At 46.0% G+C, this 17,439-nt stretch carries 11 protein-coding genes; 9 read left to right on the plus strand and 2 right to left on the minus strand.

Features of this window, described 5'->3' with window-relative positions; translation table 11 throughout:
• Positions 1–885 precede the first annotated feature (885 nt).
• Positions 886–5,439, minus strand: coding sequence for a biotin carboxylase N-terminal domain-containing protein (locus L5M37_RS21290; RefSeq protein ID WP_105251502.1), 4,554 nt, complete (start codon positions 5,437–5,439; stop codon positions 886–888).
• Positions 5,440–5,560: 121 nt separating this feature from the next.
• Here L5M37_RS21290 and L5M37_RS21295 point away from each other — a divergent pair, with 121 nt between their 5' ends.
• Positions 5,561–6,472 carry a LysR family transcriptional regulator gene (locus L5M37_RS21295; protein ID WP_105251501.1) on the plus strand — a complete coding sequence of 304 codons (912 nt, stop codon included), beginning with the start codon at positions 5,561–5,563 and terminating at the stop codon, positions 6,470–6,472.
• A 164-nt stretch (positions 6,473–6,636) separates the two neighbouring features.
• Here L5M37_RS21295 and blaOXA read toward each other — a convergent pair whose 3' ends face one another.
• Positions 6,637–7,461, minus strand: coding sequence for a class D beta-lactamase (gene blaOXA, locus L5M37_RS21300; protein ID WP_263174437.1), 825 nt, complete (start codon positions 7,459–7,461; stop codon positions 6,637–6,639).
• Between the two features lie 330 nt (positions 7,462–7,791).
• Between blaOXA and L5M37_RS21305 the strand changes: the two genes are divergently transcribed.
• The 8 genes from L5M37_RS21305 (at position 7,792) to L5M37_RS21340 (ending at position 17,261) form a co-directional block, all read left to right on the plus strand.
• The gene (locus L5M37_RS21305; protein ID WP_263174438.1) at positions 7,792–8,946 is read left to right on the plus strand and encodes a hypothetical protein; all 1,155 of its coding nucleotides are present in this window, start codon (positions 7,792–7,794) and stop codon (positions 8,944–8,946) included.
• A gap of 168 nt (positions 8,947–9,114) precedes the next feature.
• A complete protein-coding gene (locus L5M37_RS21310; RefSeq protein WP_263174439.1) occupies positions 9,115–9,774 on the plus strand; it encodes a SprT family zinc-dependent metalloprotease in 660 nt (219 codons plus the stop codon).
• 129 nt (positions 9,775–9,903) lie between these two features.
• Complete coding sequence (gene endA, locus L5M37_RS21315; protein ID WP_411569075.1) at positions 9,904–10,680, plus strand: endonuclease EndA; 777 nt, start codon at positions 9,904–9,906, stop codon at positions 10,678–10,680.
• A gap of 8 nt (positions 10,681–10,688) precedes the next feature.
• Positions 10,689–11,420 (plus strand): 16S rRNA (uracil(1498)-N(3))-methyltransferase, encoded by a 732-nt coding sequence (rsmE, locus tag L5M37_RS21320; RefSeq protein WP_263174440.1) that lies wholly within the window; start codon positions 10,689–10,691, stop codon positions 11,418–11,420.
• Positions 11,421–11,513: 93 nt separating this feature from the next.
• Positions 11,514–12,467: a glutathione synthase gene (gene gshB, locus L5M37_RS21325; RefSeq protein ID WP_168826802.1), complete on the plus strand. Its 954-nt coding sequence runs from the start codon at positions 11,514–11,516 to the stop codon at positions 12,465–12,467.
• 74 nt (positions 12,468–12,541) lie between these two features.
• Entirely contained in the window at positions 12,542–13,864 is a 1,323-nt protein-coding gene (locus tag L5M37_RS21330) for an alkaline phosphatase (protein ID WP_028759459.1), read from the plus strand.
• 185 nt (positions 13,865–14,049) lie between these two features.
• A complete protein-coding gene (locus L5M37_RS21335) occupies positions 14,050–15,093 on the plus strand; it encodes a methyltransferase (RefSeq protein ID WP_263201788.1) in 1,044 nt (347 codons plus the stop codon).
• Between the two features lie 479 nt (positions 15,094–15,572).
• Positions 15,573–17,261, plus strand: coding sequence for a DUF342 domain-containing protein (locus L5M37_RS21340; protein ID WP_263201789.1), 1,689 nt, complete (start codon positions 15,573–15,575; stop codon positions 17,259–17,261).
• Positions 17,262–17,439 lie beyond the last annotated feature (178 nt).

Here is a 17,439-nt window from a genome sequence, read left to right on the forward strand (position 1 = left end):
ACATATTACTATGAACACTCATTGTACATATTACTATGAACACTCATTGTTACATTGATTTAAATTTTTGACTGCCAACCCGAAGGCTAAGCAGTTTCGATTAACTCAACACCTGTGAGTGTCCACACAGATTTCTTGTTTTATCTTGTTAAAGAGCAACTCAATATTCGTAAGAGAACTTGAGTACCACACTGAGCGTCGAACGCTTCCAGTTGGCTAGGGCTGCGTATTCTACGCATTTCCCGTTTCGCGTCAAGGAGTTTTTGCAAACTTTCTCAACACTCATCAATCAGTAAACTCATCGATGAACCGTCACATCAGGCTGCTTAACGCTGTCTGCCGTGTCAGTGGATGCGCATTATAGGCAGCAGGAGATTTTGCGCAACCCCTATTTTAAGGAAATTTGCAGTTAATTCTAATTATCTAATCTAGCCACACCATACCCACCACTTACCCCCAAAGTTATCCACACCCTGCTCATTTTAGACTCAGTTTCAACTTAAAATGAGGTTTGATGAACCTCTATTACTACGAATAAAGCACGGAGATTCCGTTGATTCTCGAGGCCAGAGGTGGGCTCTTGATGCTACTTGTTCTGATAAATGGGCGAACGACAGATTAAAGAAACTCTTTGCCGACTTAATCAGAGATACAGGTCGTATTGCACAAAGCTGAGATTGGCCACTTGTTAGTTATGAGCTTATCTATTAAAGCTAAGTTGATTTGTCAAAAACGTCATGCACATTAAGAGTGGCATGTTCGCTTACCTATATTTAATGACAGGAAATTTAGTGACAGAAAATTTAGTGGCCATAATTTAGAAGCAAAAAAATACCCGCCAATGGCGGGTATTTTCTCATTCAGCTATGGCGTTAAACGCTGAGCTTATTCTTCAACAGGCGAGACCACGAACAGTAAGTCGCCTTGAGACACTTGCTGACCATTGCTGTTCAGGATGCGCTCGATACGATACTTCTTATCTTCAGGGTACAGAATCGCACTCTGACGGTTAAAGCCGGCTAAGGTCACTTGCGAGAACATCTTCATCGCTTCTGTTAGTGCTAGTGTTTGATCGACTGTGACTATGTCACCTTCTTTCACGAAGTCCGCTTCACCCGGTGCAGAAGAGGTATAGAAGATACCTGCACCTTGGGCTAACACTTTCAGTTCGTTACTTTCGCCAACACGCAGTGACTCAGTATCTACTTCCACAGTTTCAGCGGCAGCTTCCATTTCTGCGATCAACGCAGGAATATCGAGCTCAGCCATTAAGCGTGGCAGATAGTTAGTGTCGTAAACACCTTCGTTGAAGGTACCATCTTTCAAGATCAGCTTGAGTAACGGAATGTTAGTCGCGATGCCTTTCAGCACTACACTGTCTAAGTATTCGTACAGTTTGGCAATCACATCTTCACGGTTTTCACCGCGCATGATGATTTGCGCAATCAAGCTATCGTAGTATGGCGATACTTCTTTACCTGGCGCAGCAATCGAAATGATTTCCACATCTGGATGATCTGGGAAGACACACTCAGTGATCTTGCCTGGATTTGGAATCAGTTGCAGTATGCCATGGCTATCGAGCGCCGCTTTCTCAGCCGTCACACGTACTTCCATCGCATAACCAATTTCTTTCGGTTCTAACGCTGCAATTGAACGGCCAGCAGCAATATCAAACTGCGCGCTAACGATATCAATACCTGAAGTCGCTTCCGTAACTGGATGCTCAACCTGCAGACGCGTGTTCATTTCCATGAAGTAGACTTCGTTTGCATCTAAGTTATAGATGAACTCAACGGTACCTGCGCCCATGTAATCGGTCGCGTCGCCTAAGGCACGGGTATAAGCCAGCACTTGTCGCTTCAGCTCGTCCGGCAGCATAGTTGAGCCAGATTCTTCGACCACTTTTTGGTTGTTACGTTGAACCGAACAGTCACGCAAACCTAATACTTTCGCGTTGCCGAACTTATCACGCAGTAACTGCACTTCGATGTGACGCAGTGATGTCACATATTTCTCTAAGTACAAGTCACCGTTACCAAAGGCTGCAGCCGCTTCGGTTGCAGTTTTTTGGAATAAACCAATCATGTCTTCAGGACGTTTTACAACCTGAATACCTTTACCGCCACCACCTTGTACCGCTTTAAGCAATACTGGATAGCCGATTTCGCTCGCCACGTTTACGGCTTGTTCAGCATTGGTCAGAATACCGTGCGAACCAGGCACAACAGGTACATTTTGCGCTTGCGATGTCTTAATTGCGTTCGACTTGTTACCCATAGTCGTCATTGAATGCACGCTAGGACCGACGAAGTTAACACCGTTATTCACACACAATGCAGCAAACTGCGGGCTTTCTGATAGGAAACCAATACCAGGATGCAATGCATCAACCTGTTCATATTCGGCCACTTTCAGCACAGAGTATGCGTTCAAGTAACTTTCATCCGATGTGTTACCACCGAGACAAACTAACTTATCGGTCTCTTTGAGCATGTCCGCTGGCACTGACGTCATATCAGGATCCGACGCCACTAATACCACATTGATATTATTGTCATGCGCCTTACGAATAAGTTTTACAGCTGTACAACCACGGGCGTGAACCAATACTTTGTTAATAGGCTTCATTAACTTACGTGGATCGTTCTGCACGATCACTTCTTCTTCAACAGTAGCTTCAACCACTAAGGTCGACAGTGCATTGATGATCACATCGTTAATTTTTGCCGAAGGCATTGGCATCAGAGGATCGATACCTGCTAACTGAGAGTCTAAATTGTCGCTGAATGGGTTATGGACTAAGCCCGCCATTGCGCCAGGTACTTTTGACAAGTAGTTAGACAGCGTTGCCGTTGATGGTAAGTAAGCTGGCACCACCATTTGACCTGCGAACGGCATGTTAGTACCAGACAGATAGTAAGTTTGCACCAATGGGTGAGTCACAAAACTCGCCTGCGCACCACCAGTACAGTCACCAAAACCAAACATCAGTACTGGCAATTCGTTATCACGAATAAAGCGCGTGATACGATCGTTCACCACAGCCATAGAGAATAGCGCCGCGGCGCCTTCTTTAGTCTGCATACCGCCTGAACTGATAAAGCACACAACGGGTAATTTACGCTTAGCACACTCGATTAATAGTGCAGAGAATTTCTCAGCACTGGCCATATCGAATGCACCTGCCTGGAATGCGGTGTTAGACACAGCCACACCCACACGCACTTTTTGACCTTTTTCTTTAAAGTCAGCAATACCTGTGATCAAACCACATGGGCGAATGCCTTTATCTAATGCGTCTTCAATCGATAAACGGAAGCCAGGGAAGTTGAGCAAGTTAGCCGACATCTTGTCGCCGTTGATCTCTTCGAAATGGGTAAAGAACTGCTTCACCACATTTTCCCAAGTCATGTTGCCTTTACGTTTTTCGTCACGCAGCACTTTTTGGATTAATAGATCCTGATAACCCATGGTCAAGCGGTTCCAGAAGTCCTTACGACGACCGATACGCACAGGGTTGATCGCGCCAGTGTACTTGCTGGTATCGCTTTCACTATCGAAATACTCAGGCAGTAAACGCTCGAAGAAGTAAGTCAGTACCACGAATAGACTGTCGTTAAGTTGTGGGAAACCCACACTCTTCCACTGCTCTACTCGCACCAACAAATCGGCGCGGTTCGATTGACCCATAAAATACTTGAGCCACTTATAGAACTTAGCTTTGTCGTTCGAGGTATCTTGCGTCGACAATGCATGGTCAATTGACTTGTGCAACAGGTTGTTCACTGAGTTACGTGACAAACTCTTCGACATCATGGCTTCTTTAGCGATTGACGCTAAGCTGCCCACAACGTTGTCATACAAGGCATTGAAGATCAGAATGTTATGGCATTGCCAAATAAAGTCTTCACGCAGTTCTTCATTTACCACCACATCCAGCACAGTCAGCTGATTCAGCTCAGGCCATTTAGCTTGAGTCACAGACTTTGGCAAACTTTCTAAGTGCTGAATCAGCCCTTTAAAGTTGTTAGCCGCATTGCTCTTCCAGCGGTGATACAAAGACCAGCTGATGTTGAATAACAACGCCTTACGTGCTTTTTTATAGTTCTCTTTTGGCTCACCCAAAATCAAACGTGTCAGCATGTTACGCTCGGTAGAAACTTCGTCACGTTTAGCGACAAAGTTAGTCCACAATTTATTCAAATCTTCGTCATAAACTAGCTTATCAGGGTTAGACAACCAAGCTTGGAACACACGGTCTTGTTCCTGTTGAATACGTGCCAACAGATCACCTTCTGGCACGCTAGCGCGTGACAGACGACCATATTGCTCTTGAGAAATAGAATGGATACGGCTACGTAGCGTTAAATAACGCAAATAGCGATAGGCGCTACCGAACAAGTTATGGTGACTGGTCGGGCTCGTTGCCACAGCCAATTCTGCATTCAGTTCCAAAGCCATCAAGTTTTTAGATGGATTAAGGAAACGAGTTAAACTGCGATCATAATGCTCACGTAAATCTTTAGATTCACGCACAAAATTCATCGCTGCACGCTCAACCGCTTCTACGCTGCTAATAATAGCGCGGCGCAGATTGTGCTGACGCTCGTCGCGATCGCCCGGTGAAAAGTCGATGATACCGTCGATACAACCTGAGGTATAAAGCTCTTCTGGTGATACACCCACAGATTTCGCACATTCTTGCCAAGATAAGTTGTACTTACGGGCAATACTTTGCAGACCTTGTGGCTGGATCGTGTTGAAAATACCGTCACGCAACGACAACAGAATGTTCGCAGCCGCTAATGGAATTGCGCCACCAGAATAACCAGCACCAATTACGATACCGACTGTCGGTACGTCAACGTTGGCACTTTCTGCGATGGCTTTAGAAATTGAATGCGCTTGGTTTTGGCTGTTAGCGATTTCGCCAGCATCCGCCCCTGGGGTATCAATTAAATAGATAATAGGCATAGACAATTCGGCGAAATGACGAATTGCTTTACAAGCGGCGTAATGATGCTCAGGCATCCAAGCACCGTTAGCTGTAGTGCGTTCTTGGGCAATAAAGCCAATACGACGAGTGCGTGAACCAAAGTTCAGCTCGACCTCAGCACTGTAAAAAGAGCCCAAGTGAGTTTCCGTAATCAAACGACCTTTAAGATCGGCAATAATACGTTTTGCACCAGGACGACCTTTATCTTGGGTCGGCTGGATCACTTTAGCAACGTAACCGTCGACATCTAAAGATGCCAAGTCTTTTAAGTTTGCTTGAATAGCATCCTCATTTAAAAGACCTTTAATTTCTTCCGATAAACTCTGTTTACTGTGCTTAGGAAACAGAGAAAAATCTTTTGCCAAATGCTCGGCCTGTAAAAAAAGCGGATCGGGCGTTTGGGCTTGAGTCATGTGTTTGGGCTGATTATTGCTGGTCATCAAAAGATCCTCTGCTTAGCCTCTGAAAATTTTTAGCCAATAAATATAACTTTGTTATCCCGTCAAATGCCATTAAACTGCATAGGACGCTTTGTTCCAAATATGAGACAGTGGGAATAACATGCCAGATTTAAACGGTATGATGCTATTTGCAGCCGTAGTTAGAGCGAAGGGATTCTCCCAAGCTGCACGTGAAACCGGCCACCCAAAATCCACCATAAGTCGCAAAATCGCGCAGCTAGAAGAACAACTTGGCGTGCGATTACTACAGCGCGACACCCGTAATTTGAGTTTGACCCAAATCGGGGCACTCTTTTATCAACACTGTGATTCGATTCGCAATGAGGTAGAAGCGGCCAAGGCAGTTATCGAGAATACTCACGATGATGTGTCAGGATCATTACGCATTGCAATCCCAGTGTCATTTAGCCAAGAACTTATCGCTAACCTCTGTAGCGGATTTATGCGTTTATATCCCAATGTTGAATTGGATGTCCAGTTTACCGACAACGATATTGGTTTAGTCGGTGAAGGATATGACATAGCCATCAAATATGGCCCACTTCAATCGTCGGACTTAGTCGCAAGATTACTGTTTGAACGCCAGCCAATTTTAGTGGCAAGCCCTGCATACTTAAAACTCAAAGGCACACCCGCGACTCCAAAGGAACTCAGCCTGCACAGTGGGATTTTATTGGGGACTTCTCGCTCAGCACCAATTTGGCCATTGGGTAAAGGTTCGCGTAAAACCATGGCGAACTTTCAGCGTAAAGTGAGGGTCAACAGCCCGATAATGGTGAAGCAATTAGCCATAGATGATTTTGGCATCGCCATGTTATCCAATTCAGCCTGTAAGACTGAACTTGCTAATGGACAGCTAGTACCGATTTTACAGGAGTGGCCGATTGAACCTTTTAAGGTTTATGGGGTTTATTCGAGCCGACGCCAACTGGCCACCAACATCAGTGTCTTCTTAGACTTCTTTGTAAAACGCTTCAGCAGCCAAGAAAGCCTGCAATCCCTAATGGGTTAACGTTTCCCGTCGCATCAAGGAAGCCTGTTTCAAGAAAGCCCAATAAAAAAGCCTAGATCTGAGTCTAGGCTTTCAGTATCACGATTGATGTCAGCTAAGTAGGCAGCGTCATACGCAATTCTCGCAAGGTTTGGATACGCTATGCTTACGCTACCTAGCATGGGCTAAGGAATAACGCGTTCCCGTTTTAAGATTTCCTTAGTAATGGCTTGACGCAATGGTAAACCTGCGGCGTCGGGAATATCCATATTCATCGCAAAAAACCATACATTATCATCGAGTTCAACCCAACCTACCCACCAGCCAATGCTTGGCTCCGCTCTGACTGCATAACCGGTTTTCGCACGGATAATATAGTCAGAATTCGCTTCAGTCAGCATGGCTTGCTTAACAATACGTAAACTGCGCTCAGAAGCGTGTATCTTGTTGTGATAAAGCTTACGTAGGAAATCGATTTGCTCCGTAGCAGAAATTCGTATGCCACCATCTAACCAAAAGCTATCCAAATTTCCCGAAATATCCTCATTACCATAATCAAACGAGGCGATCATCTTCGACATACGCGCCTCACCAATTTGGCGAGCAAACTCTTGGTAGACAGGCACAACCGAATACTTCATTGCAGTAATAAGGTTATGATCACGATTCCAAGTTGCGATATCTCGACTTTTACCATCCCACTTAAAGACTTGATGCTCATCCTTCACCACGCCAAGCTCTAGCGCGATCAAACTGTTAGGAATTTTAAACGTCGATGCAGGTAAAAAACCTTGATTGGCACGTTTAAGATTATTAGTGAATCCCTGTTGCTTGTTTTCATTCCATAACACCACTACGCCTTTAGTTTGGTGCTGAGTAAAACTGGCATCCCAACTGCGGGTTTCTTGCCACTCCTTAGCTATAGTAGATGCAAAAGTCGGCGCCACTAAGCTTGACGACACTAAAATAGACGACATCACCAGCACAGCCGATATGGTGAACAAACGCATAAAGTCTCCTTGTAGAAAAACAAACAATCCAATGAACTAAAAAAGTGATTAAGGCTATCACTTAGGGTTTTGGCAAGCCCTAGCAAACTGCTGACCAATTGTGGCAAAAAAGAGGCAAACTAGACCCTATTGCACTGTTGCAGATGGATTAATGCTAGCGCCACATGATTTGTGATAGAAGATATTGACATAAGATGACGAAGATCACTGAGCTTAACTTTATTACCCTCAGCTTGTAGTGCATACTTTTTGGCATAAGAGCCTATCCGTACGAAAAAAATAATCATTATTTCCAATGAATAACGTCTAATCACTACAGGGAAGCCAAACATGTTAAAGCCAGTGTTAACACTCATCCTCACCACCAGCTTAATGACTACAGCCAGTGCCGTGCAGTTATTTGGTGATCTTGAAGTTTCCCGCCTACCAACAGCCGAAAAAACCATAGGCGACGTAGTCACTCGCTATCAAGCACTTGACGATGGTCTGGCTCAACTGAGCTCAAAGAAAAACGAAGTTGACGCCACCCAATTAGCTGCGCGCCAAGGACACAGATTATGGCAACAAGCTGTCCGCGATGTACAGTCAGGGCATTTTGACGACCGACCTTTATACTGGGCTCGCCTTGCCATGCTTAATAGTCTAAAAACCACCAGCGCCAACTTTAAAATGGCCGATTGGCAACAAGACATATTAATGAGTGCGGTTGAAAAAGCCTCACGGGGTTTTAGCGATATTCAATATGGTGATGATGTCCAAATCAAAATATTTCTCACGGGTTTCGATCCTTTCTTCCTCGACAAAGATATCACCCAGAGTAATCCTTCAGGTTTAGTCGCCCTCGCCTTGGATGGTTTTCGCTTTGAAATTAATGGTAAAACGGCACAAATCGAAACCGCTATGGTGCCAGTACGTTTTGCAGATTTTGACCAAGGGCTTATCGAGTCGCTATTGAGCCCGATTTATCGCGATCCCAAAACCCAATTTGTGTTCACCGTTAGCATGGGCCGAACTGATTTTGATATCGAACGCTTCCCAGGGCGAAATCGCAGTGCAGCGGCGCCCGATAACCAAAACGTACTCACTGGCGGCACTAAAACCGCACCGGTTGCCCCAAAGCTTAATGGTAAAGATTTTATCGGCCCCGAATTTGTGGAATTTTCACTGCCTGTTTCGGCTATGCAAGTCAAAGATGGTCAGTGGAAAGTCAATGATAACCATACTGTCACTACCCTTGCCCGCGGCGAATTTAGTGCAACATCATTAAACGAACTGCAAAACGAAACGTCAGTCGAAGGTTCAGGCGGCGGTTATCTCTCTAATGAAATCTCCTATCGCGCCATAGTCTTGCAGCAAAAGTTTAATAGCCATGCCAAGGTCGGCCACATTCACACACCAAGAGTCAAAGGCTATGACGCAGATACTGAGCAAGCCATAGTCGAACAAGTACGCACTATGGTGATGCAGGCGGCAGCGAGTTTATAGCCAAGTCACACTGGCTGAAACTGGCTGAAACTGGCTGAAACTGGCATTGTCAGATAGCGTTCGCTATGATGCTAACGCTTCTGATGTGAACGCTTAGGCAGGCTTAATCACCGATAAGTTTTAAGCACTCAATTTTATCTTTAACCGACGAGATCCAACGCTAACCCTATGCTGAAACCCGCTGACTTACTCAATGCCTTACGCCGTCGCAGCAGTGAAGCACTTGCCCCGCTGACAAAATCGACGTACGCAGCCTTAGGCCAAAGCCAAGATAAGTCGCAGGTGATAACGAGTCCACCATTACAAAATCCGGCTCAAGCACATATTTTCACCGGTTCATCACGTCCACTCTCGACACTACAAATTCAAGTACTAGAGCGAATTGAAGCCTGTTATCAAGAGGCCGAGATATCGCTTAAGCGCACTTTTCCACGCCCAGTCACTCAATTTAGTCTAAGGGGTAAGAGTGCGGGTACGGCTCATCTGCAACAGAATCGCTTGCGATTCAATCCTGTATTGCTACGCGAAAACAGCGAGGCATTTCTGACTGAGGTCGTCCCCCACGAAATTTGTCATTTGCTGTGTTTTCAGCTTTTTGGCAAAACCAAGCCCCACGGTAAAGAATGGCAATCTTTGATGTTAACGGTATTTAAGGTCAATCCGAGTACCACACATAGCTTTAATACCACTTCAGTTACGAGTCGCGATGTTGAGTATCGCTGCGCCTGTGGACCGATTCGACTGAGTATTCGCCGCCATAACAAGGTGTTGCGTGGTGAAAGTCGTTATATTTGTAAACGCTGTAAGACCCATTTAACTGCGATCTAGCGACTTTCAGCAAACAAAACCCCCACCTAAGTACGGCTCAATTTGCATAAACAGCGATATTTCCCTTACCATCACGCCATAAAAGATGAGCCAAAGGCTCGCGTAGTGTTTGTTATTTTGGGATAAATTTTGAACAAAGCTCCTTTAACCGTTAATTCACGGCGACTTTTGTTGTGCCTAATCACTTGGGCGGCGACCTTATCTGTGCCCGCAAGTGCCTCAGTGTCACATCCCAGCAGTTTCAGCCAAGCGAAAACCAAGTCACAGGCGCTCTACGCAGGCAGTCGCCAAGGTACTCTGCCCGCAGTCAGCTTTTACTGTGGCTGTGAAATTCAGATCAAAGGCAAATCGTGGAAACCCGATCTCGCCAGCTGTGGTTATCAAGTCCGTAAACAGGAAACCCGTGCCAACCGTATCGAGTGGGAACACATAGTCCCCGCCTGGGAATTTGGCCATCAACTCCAATGCTGGCAAAAGGGCGGCCGTAAAAACTGTGCCGATAACAGTAATGAATTTAATAAGATGGAATCGGACATGCATAATTTGGTACCCGCAATTGGTGAGGTCAATGGCGATCGCAGCAACTTCCGATTTAGCCAATGGAACGGTAAGGCCGACCAATATGGCCAATGTGCTATGGTAGTCGACTTTAAGAATCGTCAAGCACAACCTCCCGCAAATACCCGCGGTAAGATAGCCAGAACCTACCTCTATATGCAGCAGACCTATGGTCTTAAAATCGCCTCAAGCCAATTAAAATTATTTAAGGCATGGGATAAAACCTATCCAGTTGATACTATTGAGTGCAAACGTGATAACGCCATAGCGCAAACCCAAGGTAACCATAACCCCTTTGTGCAGAATGCCTGTAATGCGCCACCACAGCGTCAACAATTAGCCGAATAAGGTCGACAATGAGAGTCCCAAGAATTTATCAACCTCAGCCATTAGCCATCAATCAACAGTTGAACTTAGACGAAGATGGCGCGGCCCATATCGGCAAGGTGCTACGCATGGGCAACGGCGAACATATCAGTCTATTTAATGGCGATGGCAATGATTATCTTGCTGAAATTGTCGATGCAGGTAAGAAGCATGTCACAGTAAAACTGCTCTCATGTGAGGCCAATTTATCTGAGTCACCACTTAACTTGCACTTAGGCCAAGTGATTTCCCGCGGCGATAGAATGGAGTTCACCATTCAAAAATCGGTCGAGCTTGGCGTGAATACGATTACGCCGCTGTTTTCAGATCGCTGCGGTGTGAAACTCAACGGTGAACGCCTAGAGAAAAAAATTCAGCAATGGCAGAAGATCGTCGTGAGCGCCTGTGAGCAATCGGGACGCAGCCAAGTGCCCGTGGTTCGCCCAGCGATGGACTTACACGATTGGTGCACTGAACCTACCTCAGCGCTTAAACTCAATTTGCATCCACGTGCCGCACACGGTATCAATGGCTTAGATTTGGCCCATACCCGCGTGCGACTATTAATTGGCCCAGAAGGCGGTTTGTCGGCGGAAGAAATCGCCATGACAGAAACCTATCAGTTTACCGATGTGTTGCTTGGCCCCAGAGTGCTACGCACCGAAACCGCCTCGCTCACCGCCATTACGGCACTGCAACTCAGATTTGGTGATTTAGGCTAGACCGTCCACAGCAGCACACAGCGGTGGTATGGCACCCCATTATCCAATAAATGCTTTTTTGCCTGCAAACGGCGACAAATAAGGAACAGATTAATGATAAAACTCGGCATAGTGATGGACCCCATCAGTGAGATCAACATTAAGAAAGACTCCAGTTTTGCCATGTTAATGGCCGCGCAGGAAAGAGGTTATCAGCTGTTTTATATGGAAATGGCCGATCTTGCCATGGTCAACGGTGTGGCTATGGCCAATATGCGTCCGTTAACTGTTTTCAATGATGCGAGCAAATGGTTTGAACTCGGCGAAGCTACAGACACGCCGATGAGCGAACTCGACGTGATCTTAATGCGTAAGGACCCGCCATTCGATACTGAGTTTATCTACGCAACTTACATGCTTGAACGCGCCGAAGAACAAGGCGTGTTGATCGTTAACAAGCCGCAAAGCTTACGTGATGCTAACGAGAAACTGTTTACCGCATGGTTTAGCGAATTCACGCCAGAAACGATCGTGACCCGTGATGCCAAACGTATCCGCGCTTTCCACCAAGCGAAGGGCGATATTATTCTTAAGCCACTTGATGGTATGGGCGGCACCTCGATTTTCCGCGTGAAGCAGGACGACCCAAACCTTGGGGTCATCATAGAAACCTTGACCAGCTATGGCCAACAATATGCCATGGCGCAAGCCTTTATCCCTGAGATAACCAAAGGTGATAAACGCATTTTAGTGGTCGATGGTGAGCCTGTACCCTACGCCTTGGCGCGTATCCCAATGAAAGGCGAAACCCGTGGTAACTTAGCGGCAGGCGGAAGCGGTGTAGCTCAACCTTTATCCGACAGCGATTGGGCAATTGCCCGCGCCATTGGTCCAGAACTTAAAAAACGTGGACTGATTTTTGTCGGCCTCGATGTCATTGGTGACAAGCTGACTGAGATCAACGTAACCAGTCCAACTTGTATCCGTGAGATCCAAGCAGCATTTGATGTCGACATCACCGGCATGTTAATGGATGCTATTGAAGCACGCATTAACACCAAAGCATAAAAATTTACCAACGAGTTTGTTGATTTAAGGCGCTTTGACATCACAAGCGCCTAGCCACTTTCTAGGGATGTGATATGAGTTTCACCAAAGCGCCATTCTTGTTACTCGGCATAGGTTTATTACTATCGACTCCGACTTGGGCCAACATAGAAACAGGTCCAACGAAAGCACCGTCGCGTCCCAAAAATATTGTCATCATGATAGGTGATGGTATGGGACCGTCTTACACTAGCGCTTACCGTTACTACAAAGATAATCCTGACACAGAGGAAGTCGAACAAACCGTATTCGACCGTTTACTTGTAGGTATGGCGAGCACTTATCCCGCCAGTGTCAGTGGTTATGTTACCGACTCAGCCGCGGCAGCAACAGCGCTCGCCACTGGCGTTAAATCTTACAATGGGGCGATTTCGGTCGATACCCAAAAGCAACCGCTGCCGACCATACTCGAAAAAGCCAAATCCCTTGGCCTTAGCACAGGTGTGGCTGTCACATCCCAGATAAACCACGCCACGCCTGCAGCCTTTTTAGCCCACAACGAGAGCCGTAAAAACTACGACGCTTTAGCACTCAGCTATCTAGAAACCAACGCCGATGTATTCTTAGGCGGTGGTCAAAAATACTTTACCCCTGAACTATTAGCACAATTTAAAGCCAAGGGTTATCAACATATTACTCGTTTTGAAGATCTCGCCAGCATCACCCAACCTAAAGTGCTGGGACTGTTTGCCGAAGTCCAATTACCTTGGGCAATTGATGAAAAAGATGCGAAAAAACTCAGCACTTTAACCCAAAAAGCGCTCAGTTTACTGTCGCAGAATGACCAAGGTTTTGTACTGTTAGTCGAAGGAAGCCTCATCGACTGGGCGGGTCACAATAACGACATAGCTACAGCCATGGGTGAAATGGATGAATTCTCCAATGCCATTGAAGTGGTTGAGCAATTCGTGCGTGAACATCCCGATACCCTGATGGTGATCACCGCCGACCATAACACCGGCGGCCTATCGATTGGCGTCGATGGAAAGTACAACTGGAACCCTGAAATCCTACGCAACATTTCAGCCAGTACCGACACATTAGCCTTGGCCGCCATCAGCGGTGAACAATGGCAGGCCGATCTTGCCCGCGGTTTAGGTTTTGAGCTCAACGAAGAAGAAATCGCAAAATTAACGGTCGCCAGAATGCAGGGATTAGAAACCATCGCGGTTGCAATTCGCCATGTTATTGATAAGCGAACTGATACAGGTTGGACAACCGACGGTCACACAGGCACAGACGTACAAGTGTTTGCCGCAGGTCCCGCATCTGAGCTGTTTAACGGCCATCAAGACAATACTGATATCGCCAATAAGATTTTCAGCTTATTGCCAAAACCGAAGAAACCTAAGAGCTAAGCGTTAATCGATTCCGTTCATTAAAGGCAATCACATAAGGCAACCGCATAATGCAGTTGCCTTTTTTATTGGTTTTTTTTTATTAGGGATTTTATTAGGTCTTAGCGCAGGGATTCGATGCAAACTGGCTCAGGCGTGAATAACGGGTATAATGCCCACACTTAAGTTTATAGGTGCCTGTAACTGTGTTAACCAATCCATCGCAAGTCATTATTCGTAATCAAGACAGCCTAAGCCAACATAAGGTGCTAGTGCTCAATCATGAAGCCGATCTTCTGCCAAAAGCCCTGCTCGATGTCGCGGCATCGGTCGATGCACTCGCCTTGGATTACCACCATTACTTGCACTTAGCGCCGCACGCCAACTCAAAGCTGCGTTGCTATTTCGGCCACGAACTGCCACATCAAGACCCAATTAAACCTGAAAAGTACGATACGGTTATTGTTTATTTCCCCAAGGCCAAACCCTTAGCACCTTATTTGTTTAACCTCGCCGCCAATCATCTTGTGCCTAACGGCCAACTGTTGGTCGTTGGGGAAAACAAAGGCGGGATTAAGTCTTTAGTTAAACTCTTGCCTGAGTATTTTGCGACGGGGATGAAACTCGATAACGCCCGCCACTGCCTGCTGTTTGGTAGTAATTTAGAGGGCTGCGCCCCGGCAATGAAACTTAGCGACTGGGTCAGTCAGTATCAACTCACAACGCCGCAAGGCGAGATCAGTATCTGTAATTTAGTCGGGGTATTTAGCGAAAAACGGTTAGATCTCGGCACTGAATTATTATTGTCACACCTACCAACACTCTCGGGCCGAGTGCTCGATTTTGGTTGCGGCGCTGGCGTGATCACCGCCGCTCTACTAAAAGCACAACCGAGCCTATCCCTAGAATGTGTTGATATTAATGCCATGGCGTTAGCTTCTTGTGAACTCACCCTGGCGGCCAATGGCATGACAGCCAAAGTGTATCCATCCGATGGGCTCGCGCAAACCACAGGAAAATTTAACGGCATTATCTCTAATCCGCCGTTTCATGATGGCCTCGCCAGCACCACCAGCATAGCGCAGAACTTTGTCACCGATAGCGCTAAGCAATTACAACATAATGGTATTTGGCAAATAGTCGCCAATCGCCACCTGCCCTATTCCGATATTATCGCCGCCGAATTTGGCCAATTGAAAGTGGTTGCCGATAACAACAAGTACAAGTTGTATTACTTCCAGCACAAATAGATGTTTGATTAATAACGCGCAGATGCTTTCGCTGAAGCGCGTTATTGGCAACCCAGCCACTCACTCTTATCCCAATCCCTGTTTGTTTTTAGATAAAACCTCCCTTTCATCGTGTTACAAAATTCAATATTGTGATCTGCCGCATGCCAGCGATTCTGACAATTCCTCACTTATAGTCACTCAACAGCCGTCCCTAACATAGGGATTCGATTTAAAACATCAAAATAATGGTTAAACCCAAAATCAATATAAGTTGTGGTTTATTCAGTAATTTTTGTTATAAAACCAGAGATAACACTGATTATAAGACTCAATTTTTTATAAAAAACTATTTTAAAATTCACTCATAGACCATTAACAACAAAATGACAACATTTGCTGATTTTGCAGCCAAAAAGGCTTCTTTACCCTAAGTTTCTACTGTTATACTCAAAACAGCTTCTTAACAAGAATAAAACGCAATTACTAGGAATGCCCCTATGCTGGCCCCTGAACTCATAGAGCTAAACAGCGATAAGACAAAAGCTGAATTGCGCCTGATCCCTAATGTCCATGGTCCAGTCACCCATGAAGACATAATGCGCCTGTTGTCTTTACCTGAATTCGCCGCCCTGTTTCCGCTAGAACCAGCCATTACTAAAACCGTCGCTAAAATCAACTCTCTTTGTAATCAAGACGATGGAAAATTTGAGCTCTATACTACTTTGGCCGAACGTCGCGATGGCAGCATAGCTATCGAGATTAGTCCCGATAAAATGCAAGCCAGTCTTAAACTTACCGCAGCATGGGGTGGTAAACAGATAGATTTGCCAGAGATCCTCACTCACCTCAAAAAAAACAACGTCTGCATGGGGCTAAGCAAACTTAAAATTCAGGCTCTACTAAAACAACTCAGTACACTCAAGCCTGGGGAAGTCTGCCAAAGTGAAATAGCCCAAGGCAAAGCCCCTGTTAATGGACTCAATGCGGTATTAGAACGCAAAGTATTCCTTGCGCGGGAGCGCTTGCTTCAGCCACAAGAGCGCGAAGATGGCAGTGTCGATATGCGCAATTTAGGCGCAATGATCGTTGTTAAAGCCAATGATCTCTTGATGGTTAAACATTTAGCCACCGAAGGCACTCCAGGCTACAACATCAAGGGCGAAGTCCTTAAACAAAAACCAGGTAAGGATGCAGTGCTTCAAGCAGGTACAGGCACAGCTTTTCATCCCAAAGATCCCAATAAGCTGATCGCCACAGTGCCGGGGCAACCCGTCGAAACCCGTACAGGTATGAATGTCGATGATGTACTGCAACTTAAAGATGTCGACATCAGTACAGGCCATGTCACCTTCAAGGGCAGTATTTTAATCACAGGTGATGTCCACGAGGGCATGATAGTTAAAAGCTCAGGCGATATTACCGTGATGGGGTTTGTAGACTCCGCCACCCTTGAAGCAGAAGGCGATGTCACTGTGAGTAAAGGCATCATTGGCCGCCAGATTAAAGCCAATGAATACTCTACCAATATCTATTCTCAAGGGCAGATCAGCGCCCAATTTGTACAATATTCTCAATTAGTTGCCAAAGGTAATATCTTAGTCACTAAACAGTTGCTGCACAGCAATACCAAAACCGCCGGCAGTTTAACGGTCAGCGATCCTAGCGGTCGTCGTGGTGATCTGGTTGGCGGAGTTGCACACGCTGAAAAAGGCATCACGGCAGTTGTCATAGGTGCAACGGCAGGGACTAAAACTGACGTTTACTGCGCAATGGGACAGGCTGAACTCAAGCAAGATCTCAAGCTACTCGATGAGAGCGTTAAAGCTATGGTCGTCGCCAGTTTAGATATCGAGGCTCGCCTCAATAAACTGCCCCCCAAGTCAGAATGGCAAGCTGACGCGGTTATGATTGAGCAAATCAAGATGATGCTTGATGAGAAGAATCGCATCATGGACGAACGTACCCGTGAAGAGCTTGAATTCGATACCTTTAAACAAGAAGTCGAAGGCTACTACGAAAAATACCGTATTGAAGTGCTTAAACACGTATTCCTTAACGTTGAGCTGCATATAGGTCCAGCAAATCACCGTACGGCACGTGAACACGGCACTTGTTGTATTGCCAATGTTAATCAAGAGATTAACTTTGACTATAACGCCAAGGCAAAAGCTGTACCGAGCACATAAGGTTCACTAGGGTTCTTAACGCCAGTGCTGAGGCGATTTTCGCTCGGTAGCCAAACCTCTGAACTCGTTCTGGCCTCTATCTATCTTCTCCAAGCGTGGCATACTGCTCACAGATAAACGCACGCAGCAGTATGCCAAGTCACCTTCTTGCAAAATCCTAATCCTTGTCTACTGCCGC

Origin of the sequence: Shewanella sp. SM69 (assembly GCF_025653985.1) — a bacterium.
In the GTDB taxonomy this organism is placed as follows: domain Bacteria; phylum Pseudomonadota; class Gammaproteobacteria; order Enterobacterales; family Shewanellaceae; genus Shewanella; species Shewanella oncorhynchi.